We start from the raw sequence: 23,410 nt of genomic DNA on the forward strand, positions 1-23,410 counted from the left end.
TACAACAGCAGATGAAATAATGGCTGACAACCTCACTGCGAAGAAGATTATTGAGCCTGTAAATACGATTGATGGAATAATAGATGTTCGTCAATAAAGCTACTGATGAAAAAGTAACTATGATCATAACCTGCATGCATATTAATTTCCGCAGGATAGTTTTTCTCATTCACTTGTTTAAATAAGTTTTCAATTTTAAGTTGCTCAACTAAAAAGTTATCTGCTTCACCTTGTTCAACACGCATTGGCAGGTAATCATTTTCATTGGCCTTTTTCATCAACTCACAAGTATCGTATTGGGCCCACGCCGATTTATCATGGCCTAAATAGTGGCTAAACGCTTTTTGTCCCCATGGGCAGTCAATAGGGTTCACAATTGGGCTAAACGCCGAAGCACTGGTGTAATTTTGTGGATTACGCAAGGCAATCATCAACGCACCATGGCCACCCATTGAATGACCACTAATTGCTTTATTGTCAGTCACTGGAAAGTGTTGCTCAATTAAAGCGGGCAGTTCATTAACCACATACTCATACATATTGTAGTGAGTGTTGTAAGGCGCTTGGGTGGCGTTTACATAAAAGCCTGCACCTTGGCCAAAGTCATAGCTGTCTTCATCAGGTACATTATCACCGCGAGGGCTGGTATCTGGGGCTACAATGGCAATGCCTAACTCAGCAGCCATTTTGAAGGCGCCGGCTTTTTGCATAAAGTTTTCATCCGTGCAGGTTAAACCTGATAACCAATACAACACCGGCACTTTATTAGTTTGGCTGGCACCGGGTGGCAAGAAAATAGCAAATCGCATTGGGCAATGGGTGCTTATAGATGTATGGCTGTATTGCTTGTGCCAGCCACCGCTGACTTTTGTGGCGCTTAAATTATCTAACATGGATTCCTCGCTAAAATACCACATAGCTTACACGCTATGTGGTATCTGTATTTTTAATATTAGTAGTGGATCACAGTACGAATACTTTTGCCTTCATGCATTAAATCAAACGCGTCGTTTATCTCTTCAAGACCCATGGTATGAGTGATAAAGTCATTTAATGCAAATTCGCCAGCCATGTAACGTTCAACAATCTCAGGTAGTTGTGAACGACCTTTAACCCCACCAAAAGCACTGCCGCGCCAAACGCGTCCTGTAACTAGTTGAAACGGGCGTGTCGAAATTTCTTGGCCTGCACCAGCAACACCGATGATCACCGACTCACCCCAACCTTTGTGGCAACACTCAAGGGCAGAGCGCATGACATCAACATTACCTATACACTCAAATGAGAAATCAACGCCGCCATCGGTCATCTCGACAATGACTTCTTGGATTGGCTTGTCGAAGTCTTTTGGATTGATCAAATCTGTAGCGCCTAATTTAGTGGCTAGATCAAACTTAGAGGTGTTGATATCAATACCGATAATACGCGAGGCACCAGCCATTTTCGCGCCGATAATTGCTGATAAACCAATACCACCTAAACCAAATATAGCAACGGTATCGCCGGCTTGAACTTTTGCAGTGTTTGTGACCGCACCCATACCAGTTGTAACACCACAGCCCAGTAAGCAAATTTCTTCTAAAGAGGCTTCTTTATTTACTTTGGCTAATGAAATTTCCGGTAATACGGTGTATTCAGAAAACGTAGAAGTGCCCATGTAGTGATAAATTGGTTGGCCATCTTTGAAAAAGCGAGTCGTGCCGTCTGGCATTAAGCCTTTACCTTGGGTTTCGCGTACTGCTGAACACAGATTTGTTTTACCTGATGTGCACATTTTACACACGCCACACTCAGCGGTGTATAACGGGATCACATGATCGCCCACTTCTACACTTGTTACACCTTCACCGATAGCATAGACAACACCTGCGCCTTCGTGCCCCAAAATGGCTGGAAAAATTCCTTCAGGATCCGCGCCTGATAGAGTAAACGCATCGGTATGACAAACACCCGTTGCAGTGATCTTAACCATGACTTCGCCTTTTTTTGGCATCATCACATCTACTTCTTCAACAGATAGTGGTTGATTTGGACCCCAAGCAATTGCGGCTTTTGATTTTATAAATTCAGACATAGTAACTCTCTTGCTGGTTAAATACGAAGATGACTTGAAAACAATAGCGGTATTTTATTTGTTTCTCAAACAATGTTAATCTTCATTTTAATAAAACACTTTTACAGTATAGTAATAATGAGTCGTTGGTTAGGTATAGATGAGTTTATTGCAGTTGGTGAAGAAGGCAGCTTTACCCGCGCTGCAACCGCATTAGGGGTATCTGTTGCACACATAAGCCGCCATGTAACGCAATTAGAGCAGCGCTTAAATACCCAATTATTAACGCGTACTACCCGTAAAGTTGTACTGACCAAAGAAGGCGAAGTCTTTTTACACCAAACTAAGCTCTTACAGCATGCACTAGACGATGCCACAGGGGTACTTGCACAACAACAAAGCACACCAAAAGGGAAAATCAAACTCACGGCGCCAGTCATGTATGGAGAAAGTTTTGTGATGCCAGCTGTACACACATTTATGCAGCAGCACAGCGATGTTGAAGTTGAAATGGCATTAAGTAATGAACAAGAAAACCTGCTAGAAGGTGGGTTTGACTTGGCTATTCGCTTGGGTCATTTAAAAGACTCTAGCTTAAAAGCACGCCGTCTTAGTGAACGCCATTTTGTCATTTGCTGCTCAACAGCGTATTTAGCACGTTTTGGTGAACCACATACCTTGGCAGAACTGCAGTATCATCAATGCTTAGTGGGTAACAGCAGTTACTGGCGGGTATGTGAACAAGGGCGTGATAAACACATTAAAATAGCAGGCCGATTGCAGTGTAACAGTGGTTGGGCGTTAGCAGACGCGGCTAAAAAAGGGCTGGGTATTATTCAATTACCCAATTATTACATTGAAAGCGATTTAGCTGCGGGAGATTTAGTGCCGATTTTAACCAATAATCAGCCAAAGCCAGAAGGTGTATGGGGGGTGTATCCACCACGGCAATTTGTGGCGACCAATGTGCGCGCATTACTTGACCATCTGATTGCTTCACTGAACTAACGATTATTGAAAATATGTCAGTAAATTAGCGTCGGCATTTGATTTGTCATTAATTTTTACATTTTTGCGCATACCCAATCGCACTTTATCTATGCTAGTATGAGCCCAGAATTGGCCTTAAATGTAACCATAAATAATTATGTTTCAACCTGTTAGCCTGTTTATCGGGCTGAGATACAGTCGCTCCTCGAAAGGGAACGCATTTATCTCGTTTATTTCGTTTTTCTCCATTGCCGGTATCGCCATAGGGTTAATGGCATTATTTACTGTCAGCTCAGTGATGAATGGGTTTGAAAATAACCTTAAAACTAACATGCTTGGCCTTATTCCCCATGTTGAAATTGCAGCTGAGGGACAAACACAGGCACAAATGACGCAACTACAAAATGATATCCTTGCATCTAAGTTTGTAAAACATGCCAGTTTATATCGCCATGGCGAAGCTATTTTGCAAACCAATCGCGATCTACATGGCGTGCTATTGCAAGGTTTGTATGACGATAACGCGTCTTTATATAAGATCAGCGATAAAGTTGTGCAAGGTAATTGGCAAACTGTTATGACATCGCGCTATCACATTGCGGTTAGTCGTTATTTAACACGTAAACTGGGAATTGGTTTAGGTGATAAAGTGCGGGTGATCATGCCGAATGCGTCAACCTATACACCTTTAGGTCGCGTACCAAGCCAACGTTTATTCACGGTTGCTGCAATATATGAAACTGGCTCTGAAATAGATATGAGTTTGGCGTTTACCAGTGGCCTCTCGTTACAGCGGATCTTAAAGTTACCCGCAACGAGCGCTCCTAATTTGAGTATTTCACTGAACGATCCTTTTCAACTAGATGCCTTTAGCGCTTCAGCGAGTAATATTTTAAGTCAGTACTCGGTAACTGATTGGCGCCAGTCACAAGGCACTTTGTTTGCCGCTGTGGCGATGGAAAAGCGCATTATGTCTATGTTGCTCGCGCTTATTGTGCTAGTGGCCGTGTTTAATATTGTCTCTGCGTTGACCATGATGGTGAGCGAAAAACAAAGTGAAGTGGCTATTTTACAAACGCTTGGCTTAACGCCGGCACAAGTGCAGCAAGTATTTATGATCCAAGGTTTATACAATGGTTTGATTGGCACTAGTATAGGTGCAGCTCTTGGCTTATTACTCAGTGCTTATATCAACGAAGTGCTGGCAGGCATAGGTTTAAACTTGTTAAAAGGGATTGCCTTACCAGTAAAATTTGACGTAATGAGCTTATCGATTATTGCCGTTGGCAGTATTACCATGAGCTTTTTAGCCACTTTATATCCGGCACGTAAAGCTGCCAATGTTAGCCCCGCAGAGGTATTGCGTTATGAATGATTTAGTTATCCAGTGTGAACAGTTAAGCAAAGTCTATCAAGATGGTGCCAGTCAAGTAGAGGTATTAAAAGGGATAGACTTAACCTTACAGCAAGGTGAAATGTTGGCAATTGTTGGTAGCTCTGGTTCTGGCAAAAGCACCTTGTTACATATATTAGGCACCTTGGATTCACAAACTGCTGGTGTTGTTAAAATCAAAGGCCAGCAAGTTGCTAAATTATCTCGTGCTGAGCAAGCTAAGTTTCGTAACGATCATTTAGGGTTTATTTACCAGTTTCATCATTTGTTGATGGAATTTAATGCGGTAGAAAATGTTGCGATGCCTTTATTAATAAAAGGACTAACTGCTAAAGAGGCTAATGTTAAAGCCCTAGCAATGCTTGAAAAAGTTGGCTTATCTCATCGTAGTAGTCATAAACCATCAATGCTATCAGGTGGTGAGCGCCAACGCGTGGCAATCGCTCGTGCATTAGTAACAGAGCCTGATCTGGTATTGGCTGACGAACCAACAGGCAATTTAGATAAACAAAATGCGATTAAAATTTACGATTTGATCAAAGCGCTTAATAGCAGTTTGAATACCAGTTTTGTGGTGGTGACGCACGACCTAGAATTAGCCGATAAGCTGGGTAAAATTGCTTACCTTGATGATGGGAAATTGGCAATTAAAGAGGCCAGCCATGTTGCTTAGTGCCTATTTAAGTAAACGTTTTAGAGCAAGCTCCGGCAGCAGTGATGAAAAAAATGGCTTTGTAAGTTTTATTGCCAAAGCATCCACCATTGGTATTTTACTCGGTGTTGCTGTGCTTATCGTTGCTTTATCAGTGATCAATGGCTTTGAACAACAACTAGTACATCGTTTATTAAGCGTTGTGCCACAAGTTGAATATGTTGCGCCTAATCGTCCTATTGATAACTGGCCTGAAAAAGTCCAAAAGCTCTCAGAGCAACCCGGTGTAACCGGTGCAGCACCTTTTATTAGTGTCAATGGCATGGCGCAATACAACAGTGAACTTAAAGCAGTTGAAGTACGCGGTGTCGATCCTGCTCTAGAAAGTGACGTATCGGCGGTTAATCAGTTTACCCATGGCAAGTTGGTCAGCCAAATAAGTGAAGACGAAATTATTTTAGGCCAACAAATTGTTAAAAAGTTAGGTGTTAAGCAAGGTGAGTTAATTACGCTATTGATCCCCCAAATAAATCAAACCAGTACTGAAATATTAGCGCCAAAAAGGGTGACTTTAACCTTAGCCGGTATTATTGAAATGAGTGGGCCAATTGATAGTAGCGCGGCATTTGTTCATTTAAGAAAAGCGCAGTCTGTGCTTGGCTACGAACAGCAGCAAGTAACAGGGCTTCGTTTAGCCGTAACCGATGTATTCCAAGCGCATCAAATTGGGCTACGGGTAGGCCAAACAATTGATGATTATGTTTATATCTCTAGCTGGTTTAGAACCCAAGGTAGCTTGTACCAAGATATACAAATGGTCAGAACTATTGTTTATATTGTGGTGTTTTTAATCATTGCGGTGGCAAGTTTTAATATTGTTTCGTCATTAGTGATGGAAGTACGTGAAAAACAGGCCAACATAGCGATATTAAAAACCATGGGCGCTAAAGACAGTACGATATTAGCGACCTTTATTTTACAAGGACTTAGCCAAGCATTTTTTGGCGTGGTACTGGGCTCATTTATAGGTGTGATACTGGCGCTGAACATCAGTGAGCTTTTTACTCTACTGAGTCAGTTGTTAGGCTCAAACCCGCTGGAAGGGGTGTATTTTATTGAGTTTTTACCCAGTAAGCTGGTATGGCAAGATATTGTGATCACTGTTATTGTAACTTTTGTGTTGGCAGTATTAGCCACTATTTACCCTGCATGGCAGGCAACAAGAGTGGATCCAGCCAAGGTATTAGGCAACTAAGGGAAATTTATGTTTAGTTATCAAGTAGTAATTGATTACTGGTTTGATGAACTCGGTCCATCTGGTTGGTATAAAAAATCTGATGCTACAGATATTAAGATACGAGATACATTTAGTGATCTGTTGATAGCTATTACAAAAGGCGAGTATGCGTCTTGGCGAGTGACTGCCTTAGGTGCATTAGCTGAAGTGATTGTGCTTGATCAGTTTTCTCGCAATATTTACCGGGATACCCCTCACGCGTTTAGTCAAGATCCGCAAGCGTTAACATTGGCACAGTTGGCAATCGAAAAAGGCTTTGATCAATTATTACCTGTTGAGCAGCGGGTGTTTTTTTATATGCCGTTTATGCACAGCGAATCGAGCTTTATACACCAACAGGCGATGGTATTATTTAAAGGTTTGAGTAATGAAGATTATGAACTTGCCCATAAAAATATTATCGATCAGTTTGGTCGCTACCCACACCGCAATGCTACTTTAGGGCGTCAGTCGAGCGCCGAGGAAGTTGCGTTTTTAGCTCAACCAGGCTCACATTTTTAATCAAGCTTAGGTATATAAAGTAATTGTTTAATTTCAGCAGCTAAATCAGGCGAGCTAAAATCGTTGTGCTGCTTTAATTACATTCGGATTAATTTCTACAGTCGTTAATTCAAATCCGGCTTTATTAGTCACTGCTCGTTCAAAACAACCGCTGCCTAAACCTAAATTTAATATCTGTGAGGAAGGCTCGCTACAAAGCAAAAATAGCAGCATAGCTTGATTTACCGGATTGCATACTTGCTGCGGTTGTGACTTTTCCATTACACCTTGTAAAGTTAGCTCATCCCCGAGTGTAAGCCAACGATAATCAGCATTTTCAAAAACCTTTAGCGTGTCTTGCTTACTTTGGATCGTTGCTACTAGGTATGCATCGGTAGTAAATGACGTTAAATCAATCATGCCGTTCCTTCATAATGGGGATGTCGAGCAAAACAAAAAATCAATAGGGTGACCTTGTTAACTCTGCTAAACTGTATGGCTACTCATAAGCCAGCAATACCTGCTTGGTTGTCTTATCTTACTCTGGAATTTACTTTGACTAATAATGATATTTTACGCCGCCTTCGCTATACCTTTTATTTAGCTGATACTACCATGATTGAAATTTTTGCTGCAGCAGATCATGACGTGACTCAACAACAAGTGATTGGTTGGCTAACCAGAGAAGGGGAAGAGGGTTACGTAGATCCAAGTGATACTGAGTTTGCCATTTTTTTAAATGGTTTTATTAATACAAAGCGCGGTAAGCGCGACGGTGAGCAACCAGCGCCAGAAAGTAAATTAAATAATAATATTATTTTAATGAAATTACGTATCGCATTAAATATGAAAACGGAAGACGTGATCGATGTCCTTGCCTTAACTGATTTTAGTTTGAGTAAGCATGAGTTAAGTGCGTTTTCTCGTAAAGCCGATAACAAGCATTATCGTGTATGTAATGACCAAATATTACGTAACTTTTTAACTGGTTTACAGCTACAATTTCGTCCAGAGGCAAGCGGCGAATAATTTACGTGTTCATATCCGTATTTATATCGTACGGATATGATTTTTAACCCCACTTTAAGCATCGGTGTTTTAAGCTGCTCTCTGCGTTAGTATTTAAATTTTTATTTATTCACATTTCATAAATTTATATTCTGTTTTAATGAGCGTTAATTGTTGCTCTTGCGTATAAACTCAAAAATAATTCACGTTATCGAACGTTAAATATATAGGTTTATCATGTTACAGTGTTAAAAATATTACAATTTTTAAGGCTCTTAACTAGGTGACCCATAAACTTGATCACGTCTATTTTAACATCTGAGACAAGCATAACTTTTAACACGGAAGAATAATTATGAATTATATCCATGATACCATTGCACATTTAAAACAAACTAGCCCAGCACAATGCGAATTTTATCAAGCCGTTGAAGAAGTGCTTGAATCACTTGAACCTATTCTTGAAAACTCAGCCGACTATCAAAAAAATGCGATTATTCAACGTCTAGTTGAACCTGAACGTCAAATTATGTTTAGAGTCCCTTGGGTTGATGATGAAGGTAACATTCATGTCAATAAAGGCTATCGAATTGAATTTAACTCAAGCTTAGGTCCATACAAAGGTGGTTTACGTTTCCATCCAAGTGTAAATGCCAGCATCATAAAATTTTTAGGGTTTGAGCAAATTTTTAAAAATGCGTTAACTGGCTTACCGATTGGTGGTGGTAAAGGCGGCGCAAACTTTGATCCTAAGGGTCGCTCTGACAGCGAAATAATGCGTTTTTGCCAATCATTTATCAACGAGCTGTATCGTCATATCGGCCCAACCACTGATGTGCCTGCGGGTGATATTGGCGTTGGGGCACGCGAAATAGGCTATATGTTTGGTCAATATAAACGGTTGACCGGACGTTACGACGGTGCGTTTACCGGCAAAAGTTTATTGTGGGGTGGATCATTGGCTCGAAAAGAAGCGACAGGATATGGCGCTGTTTATTTTGCCAATTACATGTTGCAAGACAATGATGACTCACTTAAAGGTAAGCGCTGTTTAGTTTCTGGTGCCGGGAACGTGGCAATTTACGCAATGGAAAAACTTTATCAATTAGAGGCAACACCTATCACTTGCAGTGATTCAAGCGGTACGCTGTATCATGAATCAGGTATTGATGTTGCGCTTGTTAAAAAGCTTAAAGAAGGTGCGCGTGAAAGTTTAGTTGTCTATTTAGAAACCCACAGCGATGCGAAGTATATTGCTTGTGCAGATTACCCAAGTGATGGACATGCGGTATGGCGTTTTGTTGCTGATGCCGCTTTTCCCTGTGCGACGCAAAATGAGTTAACTGAAGCTGATGCGCGAACGTTAATAAGCAATGGCTGTATATTAGTTTGTGAAGGCGCAAATATGCCAAGTACTAAAGAAGCGGTCGATGTGTTGCTTGCTGCTAAAATAGCCTATGGTCCTGGCAAAGCAGCTAATGCGGGTGGTGTTGCGACGAGCCAATTAGAAATGGCGCAAAATGCCAGTATGCAAATGTGGACGTTCGAAGAGGTCGATACTAAGCTGCAACAAATAATGAAAAATATCTTTGATACTGCAAGTAATACAGCCGCTGAATTTGATCAACCTGGTAATTTAGTGTTAGGTGCAAATATTGCTGCTTTTCGTCGTGTAGCAGATGCTATGATTGAGCAAGGTGTTGTTTAACATACGATAGTTTTACTATGCATAAGCCCACTATATTGGTGGGTTTTTTATTGACGTATATTTGTTCATACCGCGATTATTATCCCGTTTATCTAACCAATCAGTGATTGAACGAGTTAAACAGGTATTGGTCTCAAAATTATTTGCAGCAGGTAACTGCTCACGTATTGTATATTTATCAAATAATAAAGAGCATCAACACTATGTCTGATCATAAAACCTATCAGCTCTCGACCCTCAAGCCCGCAATTTTAATAACTACATTGTTTATTTCAACAAGCACCTTGGCCGCTGAGCTAAATTATCAAGATCAAACCAAGCTTCATGATATTGCCGCTGATGTTTCAGCAACACGTATTGGCAGTGATATTCAAACACTTGTTGATTTTGGCACTCGTCATACGTTATCAGATACAAAATCAAACACCCGAGGAATTGGTGCAGCTCGGCGTTGGATCAAGGCTGAGTTTGAGAAAATTTCTCAGCAATGCGGTGGCTGTTTAGAAGTAATAGAAGTTAAAGATACCATTTCTGGCGAAAAGCGTATTCCAAATCCTGTTGAAGTGGTGAATATTATTGCTATTCAACGCGGTACTGATCAGCCAAACCGGATGGTGATGATGTCGGGCGATATTGATTCACGGGTCAGCGATGTAATGGATTTTACCAGCGACGCACCAGGGGCGAATGATAATGCATCGGGTGTTGCTGGGGTGATTGAATCAGCTCGCGTGTTATCTAAATATAAATTTAATGGCTCAATTGTTTATGCCGCGCTTTCAGGCGAAGAGCAAGGACTTTTTGGTGGTAAAATTTTAGCCGACTATGCACAAAAGCAAGGCTGGCAAGTACACGGTGTACTCAATAATGACATGATTGGTAATATTACTGGTATTAATGGCGTTACTGATAACACGACTGCACGTATTTTCTCTGAAGGTACGCGGGTTATCGAAACTAAAGAGCAAGCGCATAAACGCCGTTTTACCGGTGGCGAGGTCGATTCAGCTAGTCGTAATTTAGCCCGTTATATCGATACCATTGCCGATCGCTATATTCCCAATCTTGACACATTGTTAGTTTATCGACTCGATCGCTTTGGTCGAGGAGGGCATCATCGCCCGTTTAACGACATGGGTTATGCTGCTGTAAGAGTAATGGAAACGAACGAAAATTATAACCATCAACATCAAGACTTACGCACTGAGGATGGTATTGTTTATGGTGATACCATTGATGGCGTTGATTTTGATTATACCGCAAAATTAACAGCGCTTAATGCGGTAAGTTTAGCGTCAATGGCATGGGCACCGGCACCACCTAATAACGTTGAAATATCAGGTGCTGTGCAACCTAGTACGACCTTAAAATGGCAAAAAAATAATGATAAAACGACCACGGGGTACAGACTCTATTGGCGTTATACCAGTGAACCACAATGGCAGTTTAGCCGCTATGTGGGTGATGTAAGTGAAGCGACTCTTAAAAATGTAGTCATTGATAATTATTATTTTGGGGTTGCTGCGGTTAATAAAGACGGTATTGAATCACCGGTGGTTTTCCCTGGCGATGTAGGTGCGTTTGAGCAAACACTAAAGTAATGTGTAGCGTCTGATATTCAAGTGTAATTACAGTTGCGCTTGAATATCAGGCAAGACAATTTAGTAGCGGGCTTCGCAATTGAACAGCAATAGTTGTATTTTATGTTGACCTTAGTTTATAAAAGTACACTTTTTACACAATAATTTCAGTGAATACTTGAAATTAATGGCTTTTTCGTATTATGGTGGAATTAAATGTGAATTAGTTGACAGTGTATGAACCTATTTTTGCTGATTGCAGGCAGCTTGAGTGCTTTAGCCGCACTCGCTCACCTTGGTTGTATTGTTTTTGGTGCGCCGTGGTATCGCTTTTTCGGTGCTGGTGAGCACATGGCAATGCTCGCAGAGCAGGGCAAGTCGACGCCTTCGCTGATCACTTTCTTCATCGCTTTTGTATTAAGCGTTTGGTCGTTATATGCTTTTTCAGCCGCGGGTTTGTTCAAACAGCTACCTTTCATACGCTTTGTGTTAGTTGTGGTAACTGCGATTTATTTATTTCGCGGTATTGCAGGATTATATTTAATGACTAATCCGCTAGGACGCAGTGAGATGTTTTGGCTTTGGAGCTCGATCATTTGTTTACTGATTGGCGGCTTTCATTTTATAGGATTAAAACAACAATGGCTGGTTTTATCAGTTAAATATTAGCAAGGAAGGAAGCAATGTCTTTATTTGTATCGACGGATTTTAACCCCCCAGAAGCGCTGCAAACAACTGCGTTTTATTTTACCCCATTAAATGAGCAGGTAGTCGAGCTTGATTTTACAGCTGTTATGTCAAGTGTGCCGCAGCTAAAAGGTATATTCGCCCCCAAGCCTGATTGGCCAAAAGCTGATATGACCCTTGAAGATAATCGTCAAAGCTTAGCTCAACATGCCGCAGAGTTTAACGAAAAAAAAGCATTTGCTTATGCAATATTAAATCCGAAAAAAACACGCTGCCTAGGCTCTGTGTATATCGATCCTGGGGTAAACAATGAATTTGATAGTGAGATTACTTTTTGGCTACGTAATGATAGTCAGGAATTAAATAATACCTTACGGTTATGCATCTTACATTGGCTCGCTGAGCATTGGCCATTTGAACGAGTACGATTAATTTCAACTAAGTATCAGGCAAGCTTTAGTTTATAATACCTAAGTATATAACGTACTGCGCTTTGCTATATGTTAGTTCGGTCAATGCTTTTAATCTGAAAACCAATACGCTCTGTAGCATTTAACGAAATTAAATTATTAATTATGTGTTCCCCGTTTTTATATTTAAATCTGGTATAAGGTGAAGCCTGTTATGGATCGCGTGATGAACGAATGAGAGCTTAGTGTGTACTGCCTGTGTTAAAACAAATGGATAAGCATCAGCTAAACCCATGCTGCGATTTAACGAGTTTAAAATAATCGAAAATTCCATCCAACTATCCAACATTACTGAGATTGATGTTTGGCTATTAAAGTAATACGAGTTTTGTGGTAGCCTTAGCTCATCAGTGTCCTCAGTCTCATATTCATTACCAAGTGTAGAACCTGTAATAGAGAAATTTTTTGCGGTCTCTAAGGTATCAATAATATGCATGTAGTGCGCCCAAGTTTCTGCCCAGTCTTCAAAAGGGTGCATGGTGGCGTATTCACTAATATAGTTTTCATGCCAATTAGCAGGAGCGCCATTTTTATAATGAGCATCAATCGCTTGTTGGTAATCTAAAGAATCATCGCCAAAATATTGCTTACATAAAGCATGTTTTTGCGGTGAATTTGCAATTAACTGGTCAAAATAATAATGTCCTAACTCATGACGAAAATGACCAAGCAAAGTGCGATAGCGCTCACCCATAGCATGCTTTGTTTGTGAGCGAGCGACATCATCAGCTTCAGCCAAATTAATAGTAATATGACCGCAGTTATGGCCAGTAAAAACACTTTCTTGACCTGCTAATTTAGTCACAAAATGGTCATTAACACTGCGGTCGGTTATAAAATCAAAACTAAGGCCACCTTCGGCATCTTGGCTGAGGTTATTTAATGGTAAAGAAAGCGCTTTAAGCGTATACAATGCTCGGCGTTTTGCTGTTTCCATTTTGGTCCATAGTGGAATGTGTTGCTTAATGCTTAGATCTGGGATTGTTTCATTAAAGCGGCATGCGAAACACAGCACTTCTTCAGTGTCTGGCGCTGGTACAAAACTGTCAATATCAACCATGCCATTGCATGCCTTATAGTGTGTATTGTTATCACATTTTTGATAAGGCACATCAGGGGCTGACGCTTTGTAATATAAGCCTGTTGTGTCATTAAATTCGTAGGGTTCTACAAGGTTAAAATAGTCATCAATACCAACAGTTTTGCCACAGGCAAGGCAGTGACTACTTTCAAAAAACAATATTTGATTATCTTTGCAGTTACATATAAACGTTTTCATATTTTTTACCGTATCCGTTGATAAATACAATGACAAATTATAAAGTTAGCAAATTATAAAACTAATCAGCCTGAGCGTACTAGCCATTAAATTCGTTGCAATAAAGCTGATTTTTTCTCATTAAACTCAGCATCAGTGAGTGCCCCTAAATCACGTAGTTGTGCTAATTTTTCAATAATGTCGAGGGTTTCATTCACTGAGTATTGCGAAGCATTAATAGCAGTAGATGTGTTATTAGTCATTATGTCAGGAGCAATAACCTCTGTTGTAGGTTGTTTTGCTAGGTCATCTGACTGGGCAAAATTAGTGGTTTGATTTGATTCTGTATGAGAGTAATTATTTTCTGTAACGATTGGTAAACTATTAACACTGATATTCCCCCATTGGCTATTAAAGGTCAGTGATTCATTGTTTCCTTGTTGTTGGCTTACGCCACTAATTTGGTGGTCTAGGGTATCATAAACTGTGATTTGACCATTTTTTTCAACGGCTAAGCGATTAGGGAAAACAGCATAACGGGTGTTGTTTTGTGACCCGGTACTTGATGGGTTCCCTAAATTAATTGGCCACCATTGGTTGCTTCCTAAAGTACCGGCAGGAATGACAGGGAAAACGTGGTTGTTTGCTAAAATAGTGGCAAGTTCGTTACATAAGTTATCAACGGTGTTTTTCAAGCCGTTATTGAACATGTCGCCTACCATGGTCATTCCTCCGCGCATCCATTGACCTGAGCCGCCAAGCTCTGGGCAATTGAACTGAGCCATTGAACCACCGCCATTATTTACTGCAACTAACATATGTACTACTGCCTCATAACTTAAACCATAACGGGCAGATATCCCTTTAACCAAGTTGTCACCAATGTTTGTTAATGTTTGCATAAATAGCGTCCTTAATATGAAAATAGGCGGGATGTGTATTACGTCATGAAATCACTGTGAATAATCTACCTTAAGCATTGATGCTAATCATAAATTAGTACAATAAAATGCCAACATTACTTGTTTAAAGGTACTAAGCTTGCTAGTTTGTCTTTCAGGTTGATTAAAAATCAAGCTACTATAACACTGTTATCACGCTTATTCGTGATTTTATTATGAACTATTTTTTGAGTTTGTTTTAGCAAAACATTTAAGTGGTGTTGTGGTTAGTCGGGAGTGTTTTTCTTTGCCATTTAATCGCTAGAAAAAGCAGACATGCTTTATTGATGAATTGCATACAATAAATAGTAAGCATTGTATGGTTTTTAATGCTTAGCTTGGTGCTAATTTGATGCGCATCATGTACCAAATAACTTTTCACAGTGTTTGCTCTTTGATTTTAAACAGTCAATAGTGACCAAAGTTTAGGCTAATAGCCTAATCTTACTATGTAATCTAGTGGAATATATTGCCCAAATAAGCAACGGATGTAGTGAGTATTACAGAAATGGCTATACAAAAATTAAAGAGGGATTAATTGATGACAATTACTGTTGGCATAGCGCACCATACTCAATATAAGTACGACCGTCCAGTAAATATGGGGCCGCATATTTTCCGCTTACGTCCAGCACCGCATAGCCGAACTAAAATTAAAAGCTATTCATTAAAAATAGTGCCGGAAGATCATTACATCAATTGGCAGCAAGACCCTTTTGGTAATTATCAGGCAAGAGTGGTGTTTAATAGCCCGACAACTGAGTTTAGTTTTACTGTTGATTTAGTGGCTGAAATGACGGTAATTAACCCGTTTGATTTCTTTTTAGAAGATTACGCTGAAGAGTTTCCATTTGAATACGATAAAGTCGCAAAGGCTGAGCTTAATCCCTATTTAAAAAAACGTAAGGCGAGTCCTAAGTTTTTAGAATTGATTGATTCGTTACGTGTAGAAAAACCAATCAGAAGTGTTGATTTTTTAGTTGCGGTCAATCAGTCAATTTATAATCTTGTTGGCTATGGCATTCGTTTAGAGCCTGGAGTTCAAACAGCAAACGAAACCATTACAAAAAAAACCGGTTCATGTCGAGATTCTGCGTGGTTGTCAGTACAACTGTTTCGTCATTTAGGTTTGGCTGCTCGCTTTGTATCTGGTTATTTAATCCAGCTTACATCAGATCAAAAATCACTTGATGGCCCAAGTGGTCCTGATGAAGACTTTACTGATTTACACGCATGGACGGAAGTATATATTCCCGGCGCAGGTTGGATCGGGCTTGATCCTACTTCCGGGTTATTTGCTGGCGAAGGCCATATTCCGCTTGCGTGTACACCTGAACCTAGCTCAGCAGCACCTGTCTCTGGTGGCATAGATAAGTGCGAATCAGAATTTAGTTTTTATAACAAAGTAAAACGGGTACATGAAGACCCTCGTGTTACAAAGCCGTATTCAGAAACACAATGGGCTGCAATAAACCGCTTGGGTCAGCAAGTTGATGATGTATATGTTAAGGAAGGTGTTCATTTAACAATGGGCGGTGAGCCGACGTTTATTTCTATTGATGATATGGAACATCCCCAATGGAACACAGCAGCCGACGGTAAAGAAAAACGAGTGCTAGCACAAACCTTATTTATTGCGATGAACAAAGCATATACCAAAGGTGGCTTTACACATTATGGGCAAGGTAAATGGTATCCGGGAGAGTCACTGCCTCGCTGGCAATATGCATGTTATTGGCGAAAAGACGGTGAAGCTTTATGGCAAGATGCCAGTTTATTAGCTGATCCGAATAAAGATTATAAATTAGATCATAAAGATACCAAGCGTTTTACAGAGCAGTTATGTGTAGAAATAGGCCTTGAAACCAAAGCTATCACTACAGCCTATGAAGATATTTTATATCATTTATGGCAAGAGGCATCGTTACCCAAAGAGGTGGGGCCTAAACAGCCTGAACTTCTTAGTGCAATGAGCCGTAAAGGCTTTTTAGCTAAAATGGAACAAGGTATTGAAAAGCCTGTTGGTTATGCATTGCCGCTGCAGTTTAATCAAGTGAAACATTGCTGGCAGTCATGTAAATGGGAATTTAAACGCGAATACTGTTTTTTATTACCAGGTGAATCACCCCTTGGTTATAGATTACCGCTTGATAGCCTTGAGTGGACAAACAACATTATTGAGCGAGATCCGTTTGATATTCCAGATAATTTTACAAAAGCTAAAAAACTGCAAAAAGGCTTTATTGGTCAACAGATGATCAAAACCGCAATGGCATTGGAAGTAAGAGAAGGGCGGTTGTACATCTTTATGCCCCCAACGAGCCATTTTGAACATTATATGTCGCTATTAAATGCGATTGAAAACACCGCAAAAGCCCTGCAAATCCCGGTTGTTATTGAAGGCTATAGCCCGCCTAAAGATAGTCGTGTAGAAAAATACGCCGTGACACCTGATCCAGGTGTCATTGAAGTGAACATCCACCCATCTTCGTCATGGCAGCAATTAGTTGATAGAACAACGACACTTTACGATCTAGCTAAACAAACACGTTTAGGCACAGATAAGTTTATGGCGGACGGTCGTCATACTGGCACCGGGGGGGGGAATCATGTCACTTTAGGTGGTGAAACACCGCAGCAAAGCCCGTTCTTACGCCGCCCAGATATTTTAAGAAGTTTTATTACTTATTGGCAGCACCATCCTGGATTATCTTATTTATTTTCAGGTTTATTTATCGGCCCTACAAGCCAAGCACCTCGTGTGGATGAAGCACGTGATGAGTTGCTCTATGAGCTTGAAATCGCATTTTCACATATGCCTGAAGGGGAAGTGCCTGAGCCATGGCTGGTTGATCGTTTGTTACGCAACTTACTTGTTGATTTGACAGGTAATACGCATAGGGCTGAGTTTTGTATTGATAAGCTATATTCACCCGATTCAGCAACAGGACGACTAGGCATTGTCGAGTTTAGGGGATTTGAAATGCCACCTCACTCACAAATGAGCTTAGTGCAAATGTTGTTATTACGGACTTTATTAGCTTGGTTTTGGAAAAAGCCTTATCACAAACCGTTGATCCGTTGGGGCACCGAATTACATGATAAATTTTTATTACCTCAGTACGTAGAAAATGATTTAGCTGAGGTTGTTAGAGATCTGCAGCAAGCTGGTTTTGCATTCCAAGTAAGTTGGCTAAACCCATTTTTTGAGTTTAGGTTCCCTGTTTGCGGCACCCGAGAACTCGATGATGTGACGTTAGAGCTTAGAACCGCGATTGAACCTTGGCATGTACTTGGTGAAGAAGCTAGTGCATCTGGTACTGCTCGGTATGTTGATTCGTCATTAGAACGCGTGCAAATAAAAGTAATTGGCACAATGAGTGACCGCTATATCGTTACGTGTAATGGCCGACGCGTGCCGCTTAAAATTGTTAAAGGCAAAGCGAAAGATGAAATGGTTGCTGGGATCCGTTACCGTGCATGGCAGCCACCAACAGCGCTGCATCCTACCATTGGTGTACATGCACCGTTAGTATTTGATTTGATCGATACCTGGGAAGGCCGTTCAATGGGTGGTTTTGTCTACCATGTTAGTCATGCTGGTGGGCGAAATCCAGAAACATTACCCGTTAATGCATTTGAAGCTGAAGGGCGAAGAGTTGCACGATTTTGGGAGCATGGCCACACACCATCATTATTAGCATCTGATCAGCCTAGTTGGAGCCCATCGGCTGCGACACGAAGCTTTGAATCAGCACAATCGGTGAGTGAATTTGTTGTTCCCGATGAAGAAAATACTAATTCAGATTACCCTAATACGCTCGATTTAAGGAGACAACCTAAGTTCAAATAAATCATATTGTTGGGTTGTTAATGGTATTGCTCCACTTTGACATTACGCAAAGTAGAGTCATTATTTAACAGACGTATTTGTTAATATAATTATTAGCAAATAGGACTAGAATGATAGTTTACTTTTCATAGCGGAGCGCTTTTAGCTTGTACATTAATAATAATGCGATGCCGGAGTTGCCTAATTGGTTGTCTTTATACCTTGATAAACGCCACGGTCATGATGAATTGGCAGATCACAGTGGCTTAAATCCTGAGCACTGGGATACTTTATTTAATCGTTTAGCAAGTTTAACCGCTGAAGATGTCAGTAGTCGTGCCATTGAAATTACGCAACTTTTGCAAAATGGCAATATTAAAAGTGAGAATAATCAACAGTGGCACTTCGATCCACTGCCTTTTATGTTTTCTCGAGCAGATTGGAATACGTTAGAGCAAGGTATAAAACAGCGAACTTTATTACTTAATAAGATCCAAAAAGATATTTATTCTGAGCAAAAGCTGCTTTTGAGTGGGCAAATATCACCGCAGCAGCTGTACCAAAATAATCATTACTTACGTGAAGGATTTAGCTTACCAAGTGATGAGCTTAAATTGTTTTTTACCGCAGTTGATGTGTATCGCGCACCATCGGGTGAATTTAAAGTCTTAGCTGATCATTGCCAATGTCCGTTAGGTCTAGGGCTATTGCTTAAAAACCGCATTATAGCTAGGCGCGTTATGGCTGAAGAATTTGCTGAATGCAACGTGCAACAAATTAAAGAGTTTTTGAATTTTTTTCAAGAAGGCATTAACGAGTTTATTCATTATATGGATGATCCTCGCATTGTTATTTTAACTCAAGGGATCGATGATCCAAATTACAACGAGCATGCGTTTCTATCTACTTACTTTGGCTATACTTTAGTGCAAAGCGCTGATTTAACTGTCCGTAATGGCGAAGTGTGTTTAAAGTCATTACAAGGGTTGGGGAAAATCAATGTGATTTTACGTTGGATCCCAGATCAAAGCATCGATTCACTTGAACAAACACAGTACTCGTTACATGGTATTCCAGGCTTATTACAAGCTGTACGTGAGGGCTCAGTAAAAGTATTAAATCCTTTTGGTAGCGGGGTACTCTCATCACCGGCAATACAATGTAATTTAGCCCAGCTGTCAGAGCAACTTTTACAACAACCATTATTACTAGATTGCCCTAAGTACCACAGCATTGAAGATGTTAAATCATCGGATTGGTCACAGTTAGTGTTTGGTAGTTATAAAGATCCTAAACTAACACTTGATGGCCATTTAGACGCGGATAAAATTAAACAACTTATAACTAAGCAACCTAGCGATTATTATTTTCAAGATAAGCCCGCATTTAGTAGCGCACCATTTTGGGATGACGGTAAGTTAATTGCAAAACCGGTGGTATTTAGGTGTTACGTATTAATCACAGAAAATGACATCGAAGTGCTGCCATCGGCACTGTGTTTCTCTTATCAAAATAGTGCTAACGTTAAGGGGGCTGGTTGGCTCAAAGATACTTGGATAAATACCAGTAAAGATATTGATTTAACTGAGCCAAGTGTACCAACACCAATTAAAAAAAGAATGGATGTAAGCTTACTTGAAGGGGTTATATCAAGTCGTACTGCAGAACATTTATTTTGGCTCGGTCGTTATTTAGAGCGCTGTGAAAATACCATAAGAATATTACGTATCTTTATTGATCGCTACACTGAGCTGGCCATTTATCCAGATTTAATACGCCGCAGTACTGTTGCTCGTTTATTGGCTGCTATCAGCGCTCAGCATATTGTTTACCCTTATGTAGAGCAAGCTATCAAGCTTGAAGAATTTGACAGCGCAGTGTCTAAGCAAACAGCGTTTGCTTTACTCGCTGATGAGCTACGCGCGGGTAGCATAATAAATACGTTGCATTATTTAGCGAATGCATCAGTACAGATCCAAGAATTATTGTCCCATGATAGTCGTCGTATTATTGATGAAATCAATGAACAAGTTAAAGTGCTAAAGCATATCAATATCAATATTTCATCACATGCGATGCAAAGTATTTTAGATAAAGTGATTGGTTTGATCATGGCCTTTAATGGCTCGTTAGTGGATTGTATGCCAAACAGCAATGGCTGGTTTTTACTTGAGATGGGTCGCAGAGTTGAGCGAAGCTTACAAATTACCTCATTAACAGGGGCATTATTAACCCAAGAACTTGAGCAAGCTGAAGAGCTTGGTTTACTCGAAGCGGTTTTGAGCTGTCAAGTCAGCTTAGTGACCCATAAGCGCCGCTACAGAATGTATCAAAGTATAGGGACTGGGCTTGAGCTGTTATTACTTGATGCCGAATATCCACGTTCATTGCTTTTTCAGTTAGAGCAAATAAACCAGTTATGCAAGCATTTACCGACTAAACGCAGACAGGGAGTGATAGCAGCACATGAAAAAGCAATTTTACTTTCTAAAACTAGTTGCTACGTCACAGAAAAAGATTATCTGCAAAGGACAGACGCTGGAATTCGAAAACAGTTAATCGAGTTTAACCATAATATTCGTCTGAACTTAAATACCTTTTGTGACGTATTATTGTTGCAGTATTTTTCTCATACACAAACGGCGAATAAATTGAATTGGACTAATATTGGGCAAGCTCAATCGTGAAATATAAAATAAAGCATTCTACAACTTACAGTTATGCCGATTTTGTTAGTCTGTGCCAAAATCAAGCACGGTTAACACCAAAAACAAATCGTGCTCAGGTATGCCACAGTAGCCGTATAGATATTGAGCCGCCAGTAAATTATCTACAAGAATTTACGGATTATTTTGATAATAAAGTAACAGCGTTTGAAATAGCCACACAACATAAAAAATTGAAAGTGACTATGACCAGTGAAGTGGAACTTTTATTAAGTGCCAATATTAACCTTGCCGACACTGATATGCCTTGGCAAGAGGCTCGCGATATCGTTGCAAAGCCAAATACTTACCAGCTGTTAAAAATATCGGAGTTTATTTTACCATCTCAATATACTCCTTTTGTGCAGGGGATAAAGGAATACGCTTTAACGTCGTTTTTAGCTGATATTAGCTTGATTTGTGGCTGTAAAGATCTCATGGCGCGGATTTTTCATGAGTTTCAGTATGATCCTGGGTTTACCACGATCAGTACGCCTTTGAGTGTTGTGTTTGCACAAAAAAGGGGTGTTTGCCAAGATTTTGCACATTTTGCTATAGCGTGTTTACGTAGTATGGGTTTAGCGGCACGTTATGTTAGCGGGTATATAGAAACAATGCCTCCCGAAGGTGAAGAAAAACTAGAAGGTGCAGATGCGACCCATGCATGGTTTTCTGTGTTTGTGCCAAGGTTTGGTTGGGTAGACTTTGATCCAACAAACAATGTTATGCCTAATGATCAGCATATAACACTTGCTGTTGGGCGTGATTTTTCTGATGTTACTCCTTTGAAAGGTGTTGTTTTTGGTGGTGGTACACAATTGCTTGATGTAGCGGTTGATATGATTCGATTGGAGTGATTAAAACAATTCAATATTAATTATGGATAAGGCGGAAGGATGTATGAAAATTGACTGGAAAGCATATCAAACAAATGGCTTTTTTGATGAATTAATAGACGCACAAGGAAATGTTCGAACGCACGGTAAACAGTTAGCACAGTTTTTTTCTAGCTTATCTGAAGAAGAATTAGTTAAAGCCCGAGCTGTTGCAGATTTAGCCATAAAAGAAATGGGCATTACGTTTACTGTTTATAATGAAGGCAATATGATCGATAGAGCGTGGCCGTTTGACATTATTCCGCGCACTATTGGTAAAAAAGAATGGCAAACTATTGAAGTAGGTTTAAAACAGCGTGTTGAAGCGTTGAATCTGTTTATACATGATTTATACCATGATAAAAAAATAATAAAAGACGGTATTTTTCCAAAAGGCTTACTCGAAAAGTCAGTTAACTTTCGCCCTCAATGCGTTGGAATTACTCCGCCAAATAATATATGGGCACATATTTGTGGCTCTGATTTAGTGCGCGATGCAAATGGCACTATGTTTGTACTCGAAGATAACTTACGCGTGCCATCAGGGGTATCATACATGCTTGAAAACCGCTCAGTGATGAAACGTGTTTTCCCTGAGTTATTCGAACAAGTATCAATATTACCTGTTGATGATTACCCTTCACAATTGTTTGATATGTTAGCTGCAATGTCACCTCGTCCAGACGATAAACCTGAAGTGGTTGTATTAACACCCGGTGTATTTAACTCCGCCTATTTTGAACATTGTTACCTTGCTCAAGAGATGGGCTGTGAATTAGTAGAGGGGCGCGATTTAGTAGTCGAAAAAGACGACTGTGTCTATATGCGCACAATTACAGGCTTGCAACGCGTTGATGTCATTTATCGACGCATCGACGATTTATTCTTAGATCCCGACGCTTTTTTACCTGAATCACAATTAGGTGTACCCGGTTTAATGCGAGCATGGTCGAAAGGTAATGTGGCGTTAGTCAATGCCCCCGGTGCAGGGGTTGCGGATGATAAGGTGGTTTATGCCTATGTACCTGATATAATAAAATATTACCTGGATGAAGCACCCAAGATAGAAAATGTGCCAACCTATAAATGTTTAGATCCTAAAGAATGTAATTACGTTATTAAAAATATCGATAAACTAGTCGTCAAACCTGCAAACGAGTCGGGAGGCTATGGCTTATTGATTGGTCCTAAATCCACTAAAAAAGAGCAACAAGCAACCATTGCACAAATAAAAGCCGATCCACGGAATTGGGTAGCCCAACCAACCCTTGCTTTATCAACGGTTCCCACCCTTGACGGCACTGAGCCAGATGGGCGTCACGTTGATTTAAGACCGTTTATATTGTCGTCAGGTAAAGATACACAGATCACTACAGGTGGCCTTACCCGTGTTGCGATGGTAAAAGGTTCATTAGTGGTAAATTCATCTCAAGGCGGTGGTAGTAAAGATACCTGGATTGTTGACGAAGAGGCTAAATAAT

At 40.2% G+C, this 23,410-nt stretch carries 19 protein-coding genes; 14 read left to right on the top strand and 5 right to left on the bottom strand.

Features of this window, described 5'->3' with window-relative positions; translation table 11 throughout:
- Positions 1 to 47 precede the first annotated feature (47 nt).
- Positions 48 to 893, bottom strand: a complete 846-nt coding sequence (gene fghA / locus J7338_RS09725; RefSeq protein ID WP_210796882.1) for an S-formylglutathione hydrolase — start codon at positions 891 to 893, stop codon at positions 48 to 50.
- A gap of 59 nt (positions 894 to 952) precedes the next feature.
- Positions 953 to 2,074: an S-(hydroxymethyl)glutathione dehydrogenase/class III alcohol dehydrogenase gene (locus J7338_RS09730; RefSeq protein WP_210796883.1), complete on the bottom strand. Its 1,122-nt coding sequence runs from the start codon at positions 2,072 to 2,074 to the stop codon at positions 953 to 955.
- 117 nt (positions 2,075 to 2,191) lie between these two features.
- Here J7338_RS09730 and J7338_RS09735 point away from each other — a divergent pair, with 117 nt between their 5' ends.
- From J7338_RS09735 to J7338_RS09755, 5 genes are all read left to right on the top strand, one after another.
- Entirely contained in the window at positions 2,192 to 3,061 is an 870-nt protein-coding gene (locus J7338_RS09735; RefSeq protein WP_210796884.1) for a LysR family transcriptional regulator, read from the top strand.
- Positions 3,062 to 3,200: 139 nt separating this feature from the next.
- The gene (locus J7338_RS09740) at positions 3,201 to 4,418 is read left to right on the top strand and encodes a lipoprotein-releasing ABC transporter permease subunit (RefSeq protein ID WP_210796885.1); all 1,218 of its coding nucleotides are present in this window, start codon (positions 3,201 to 3,203) and stop codon (positions 4,416 to 4,418) included.
- A complete protein-coding gene (gene lolD / locus J7338_RS09745; RefSeq protein ID WP_210796886.1) occupies positions 4,411 to 5,109 on the top strand; it encodes a lipoprotein-releasing ABC transporter ATP-binding protein LolD in 699 nt (232 codons plus the stop codon). The genes J7338_RS09740 and lolD overlap by 8 nt, the downstream gene beginning before the upstream one ends.
- The gene (locus tag J7338_RS09750; protein ID WP_210796887.1) at positions 5,099 to 6,343 is read left to right on the top strand and encodes a lipoprotein-releasing ABC transporter permease subunit; all 1,245 of its coding nucleotides are present in this window, start codon (positions 5,099 to 5,101) and stop codon (positions 6,341 to 6,343) included. Before lolD ends, J7338_RS09750 begins: the two co-directional genes overlap by 11 nt.
- A 9-nt stretch (positions 6,344 to 6,352) precedes the next feature.
- A complete protein-coding gene (locus J7338_RS09755; RefSeq protein ID WP_210796888.1) occupies positions 6,353 to 6,886 on the top strand; it encodes a DUF924 family protein in 534 nt (177 codons plus the stop codon).
- A 54-nt stretch (positions 6,887 to 6,940) separates the two neighbouring features.
- Here the strand turns inward: J7338_RS09755 and J7338_RS09760 are convergent, their stop codons facing one another.
- The gene (locus J7338_RS09760; protein WP_210796889.1) at positions 6,941 to 7,285 is read right to left on the bottom strand and encodes a class I SAM-dependent methyltransferase; all 345 of its coding nucleotides are present in this window, start codon (positions 7,283 to 7,285) and stop codon (positions 6,941 to 6,943) included.
- A 135-nt stretch (positions 7,286 to 7,420) separates the two neighbouring features.
- Between J7338_RS09760 and J7338_RS09765 the strand changes: the two genes are divergently transcribed.
- The 5 genes from J7338_RS09765 (at position 7,421) to J7338_RS09785 (ending at position 12,315) form a co-directional block, all read left to right on the top strand.
- A complete protein-coding gene (locus J7338_RS09765) occupies positions 7,421 to 7,894 on the top strand; it encodes a YehS family protein (protein ID WP_210796970.1) in 474 nt (157 codons plus the stop codon).
- A 334-nt stretch (positions 7,895 to 8,228) separates the two neighbouring features.
- Positions 8,229 to 9,581 (top strand): NADP-specific glutamate dehydrogenase, encoded by a 1,353-nt coding sequence (gene gdhA / locus J7338_RS09770; RefSeq protein WP_210796890.1) that lies wholly within the window; start codon positions 8,229 to 8,231, stop codon positions 9,579 to 9,581.
- A 203-nt stretch (positions 9,582 to 9,784) separates the two neighbouring features.
- A complete protein-coding gene (locus J7338_RS09775) occupies positions 9,785 to 11,182 on the top strand; it encodes a M28 family peptidase (protein WP_149982512.1) in 1,398 nt (465 codons plus the stop codon).
- Positions 11,183 to 11,398: 216 nt separating this feature from the next.
- A complete protein-coding gene (locus tag J7338_RS09780; RefSeq protein ID WP_210796891.1) occupies positions 11,399 to 11,830 on the top strand; it encodes a hypothetical protein in 432 nt (143 codons plus the stop codon).
- Between the two features lie 14 nt (positions 11,831 to 11,844).
- Positions 11,845 to 12,315, top strand: coding sequence for a hypothetical protein (locus J7338_RS09785; RefSeq protein ID WP_210796892.1), 471 nt, complete (start codon positions 11,845 to 11,847; stop codon positions 12,313 to 12,315).
- 106 nt (positions 12,316 to 12,421) lie between these two features.
- On the opposite strand, the gene J7338_RS09790 is transcribed toward J7338_RS09785, so the two are convergent.
- Both J7338_RS09790 and J7338_RS09795 read right to left on the bottom strand, forming a co-directional pair.
- On the bottom strand, positions 12,422 to 13,597 hold the full coding sequence (locus tag J7338_RS09790; protein ID WP_210796893.1) for a zinc-binding metallopeptidase family protein: 1,176 nt from the start codon (positions 13,595 to 13,597) through the stop codon (positions 12,422 to 12,424).
- Between the two features lie 86 nt (positions 13,598 to 13,683).
- Entirely contained in the window at positions 13,684 to 14,478 is a 795-nt protein-coding gene (locus J7338_RS09795) for an SHOCT domain-containing protein (RefSeq protein WP_210796894.1), read from the bottom strand.
- Between the two features lie 580 nt (positions 14,479 to 15,058).
- Between J7338_RS09795 and J7338_RS09800 the strand changes: the two genes are divergently transcribed.
- The 4 genes from J7338_RS09800 (at position 15,059) to J7338_RS09815 (ending at position 23,409) form a co-directional block, all read left to right on the top strand.
- Positions 15,059 to 18,370, top strand: a complete 3,312-nt coding sequence (locus tag J7338_RS09800) for a transglutaminase family protein (protein ID WP_210796895.1) — start codon at positions 15,059 to 15,061, stop codon at positions 18,368 to 18,370.
- A 146-nt stretch (positions 18,371 to 18,516) separates the two neighbouring features.
- Entirely contained in the window at positions 18,517 to 21,036 is a 2,520-nt protein-coding gene (locus tag J7338_RS09805) for a circularly permuted type 2 ATP-grasp protein (protein ID WP_210796896.1), read from the top strand.
- Positions 21,033 to 21,911 carry a transglutaminase family protein gene (locus J7338_RS09810; protein ID WP_210796897.1) on the top strand — a complete coding sequence of 293 codons (879 nt, stop codon included), beginning with the start codon at positions 21,033 to 21,035 and terminating at the stop codon, positions 21,909 to 21,911. The genes J7338_RS09805 and J7338_RS09810 overlap by 4 nt, the downstream gene beginning before the upstream one ends.
- A 43-nt stretch (positions 21,912 to 21,954) precedes the next feature.
- The gene (locus J7338_RS09815) at positions 21,955 to 23,409 is read left to right on the top strand and encodes a circularly permuted type 2 ATP-grasp protein (RefSeq protein WP_210796898.1); all 1,455 of its coding nucleotides are present in this window, start codon (positions 21,955 to 21,957) and stop codon (positions 23,407 to 23,409) included.
- Position 23,410: the final 1 nt, after the last annotated feature.

It is taken from the genome of Pseudoalteromonas ostreae (assembly GCF_018069805.1).
GTDB lineage: Bacteria > Pseudomonadota > Gammaproteobacteria > Enterobacterales > Alteromonadaceae > Pseudoalteromonas > Pseudoalteromonas ostreae.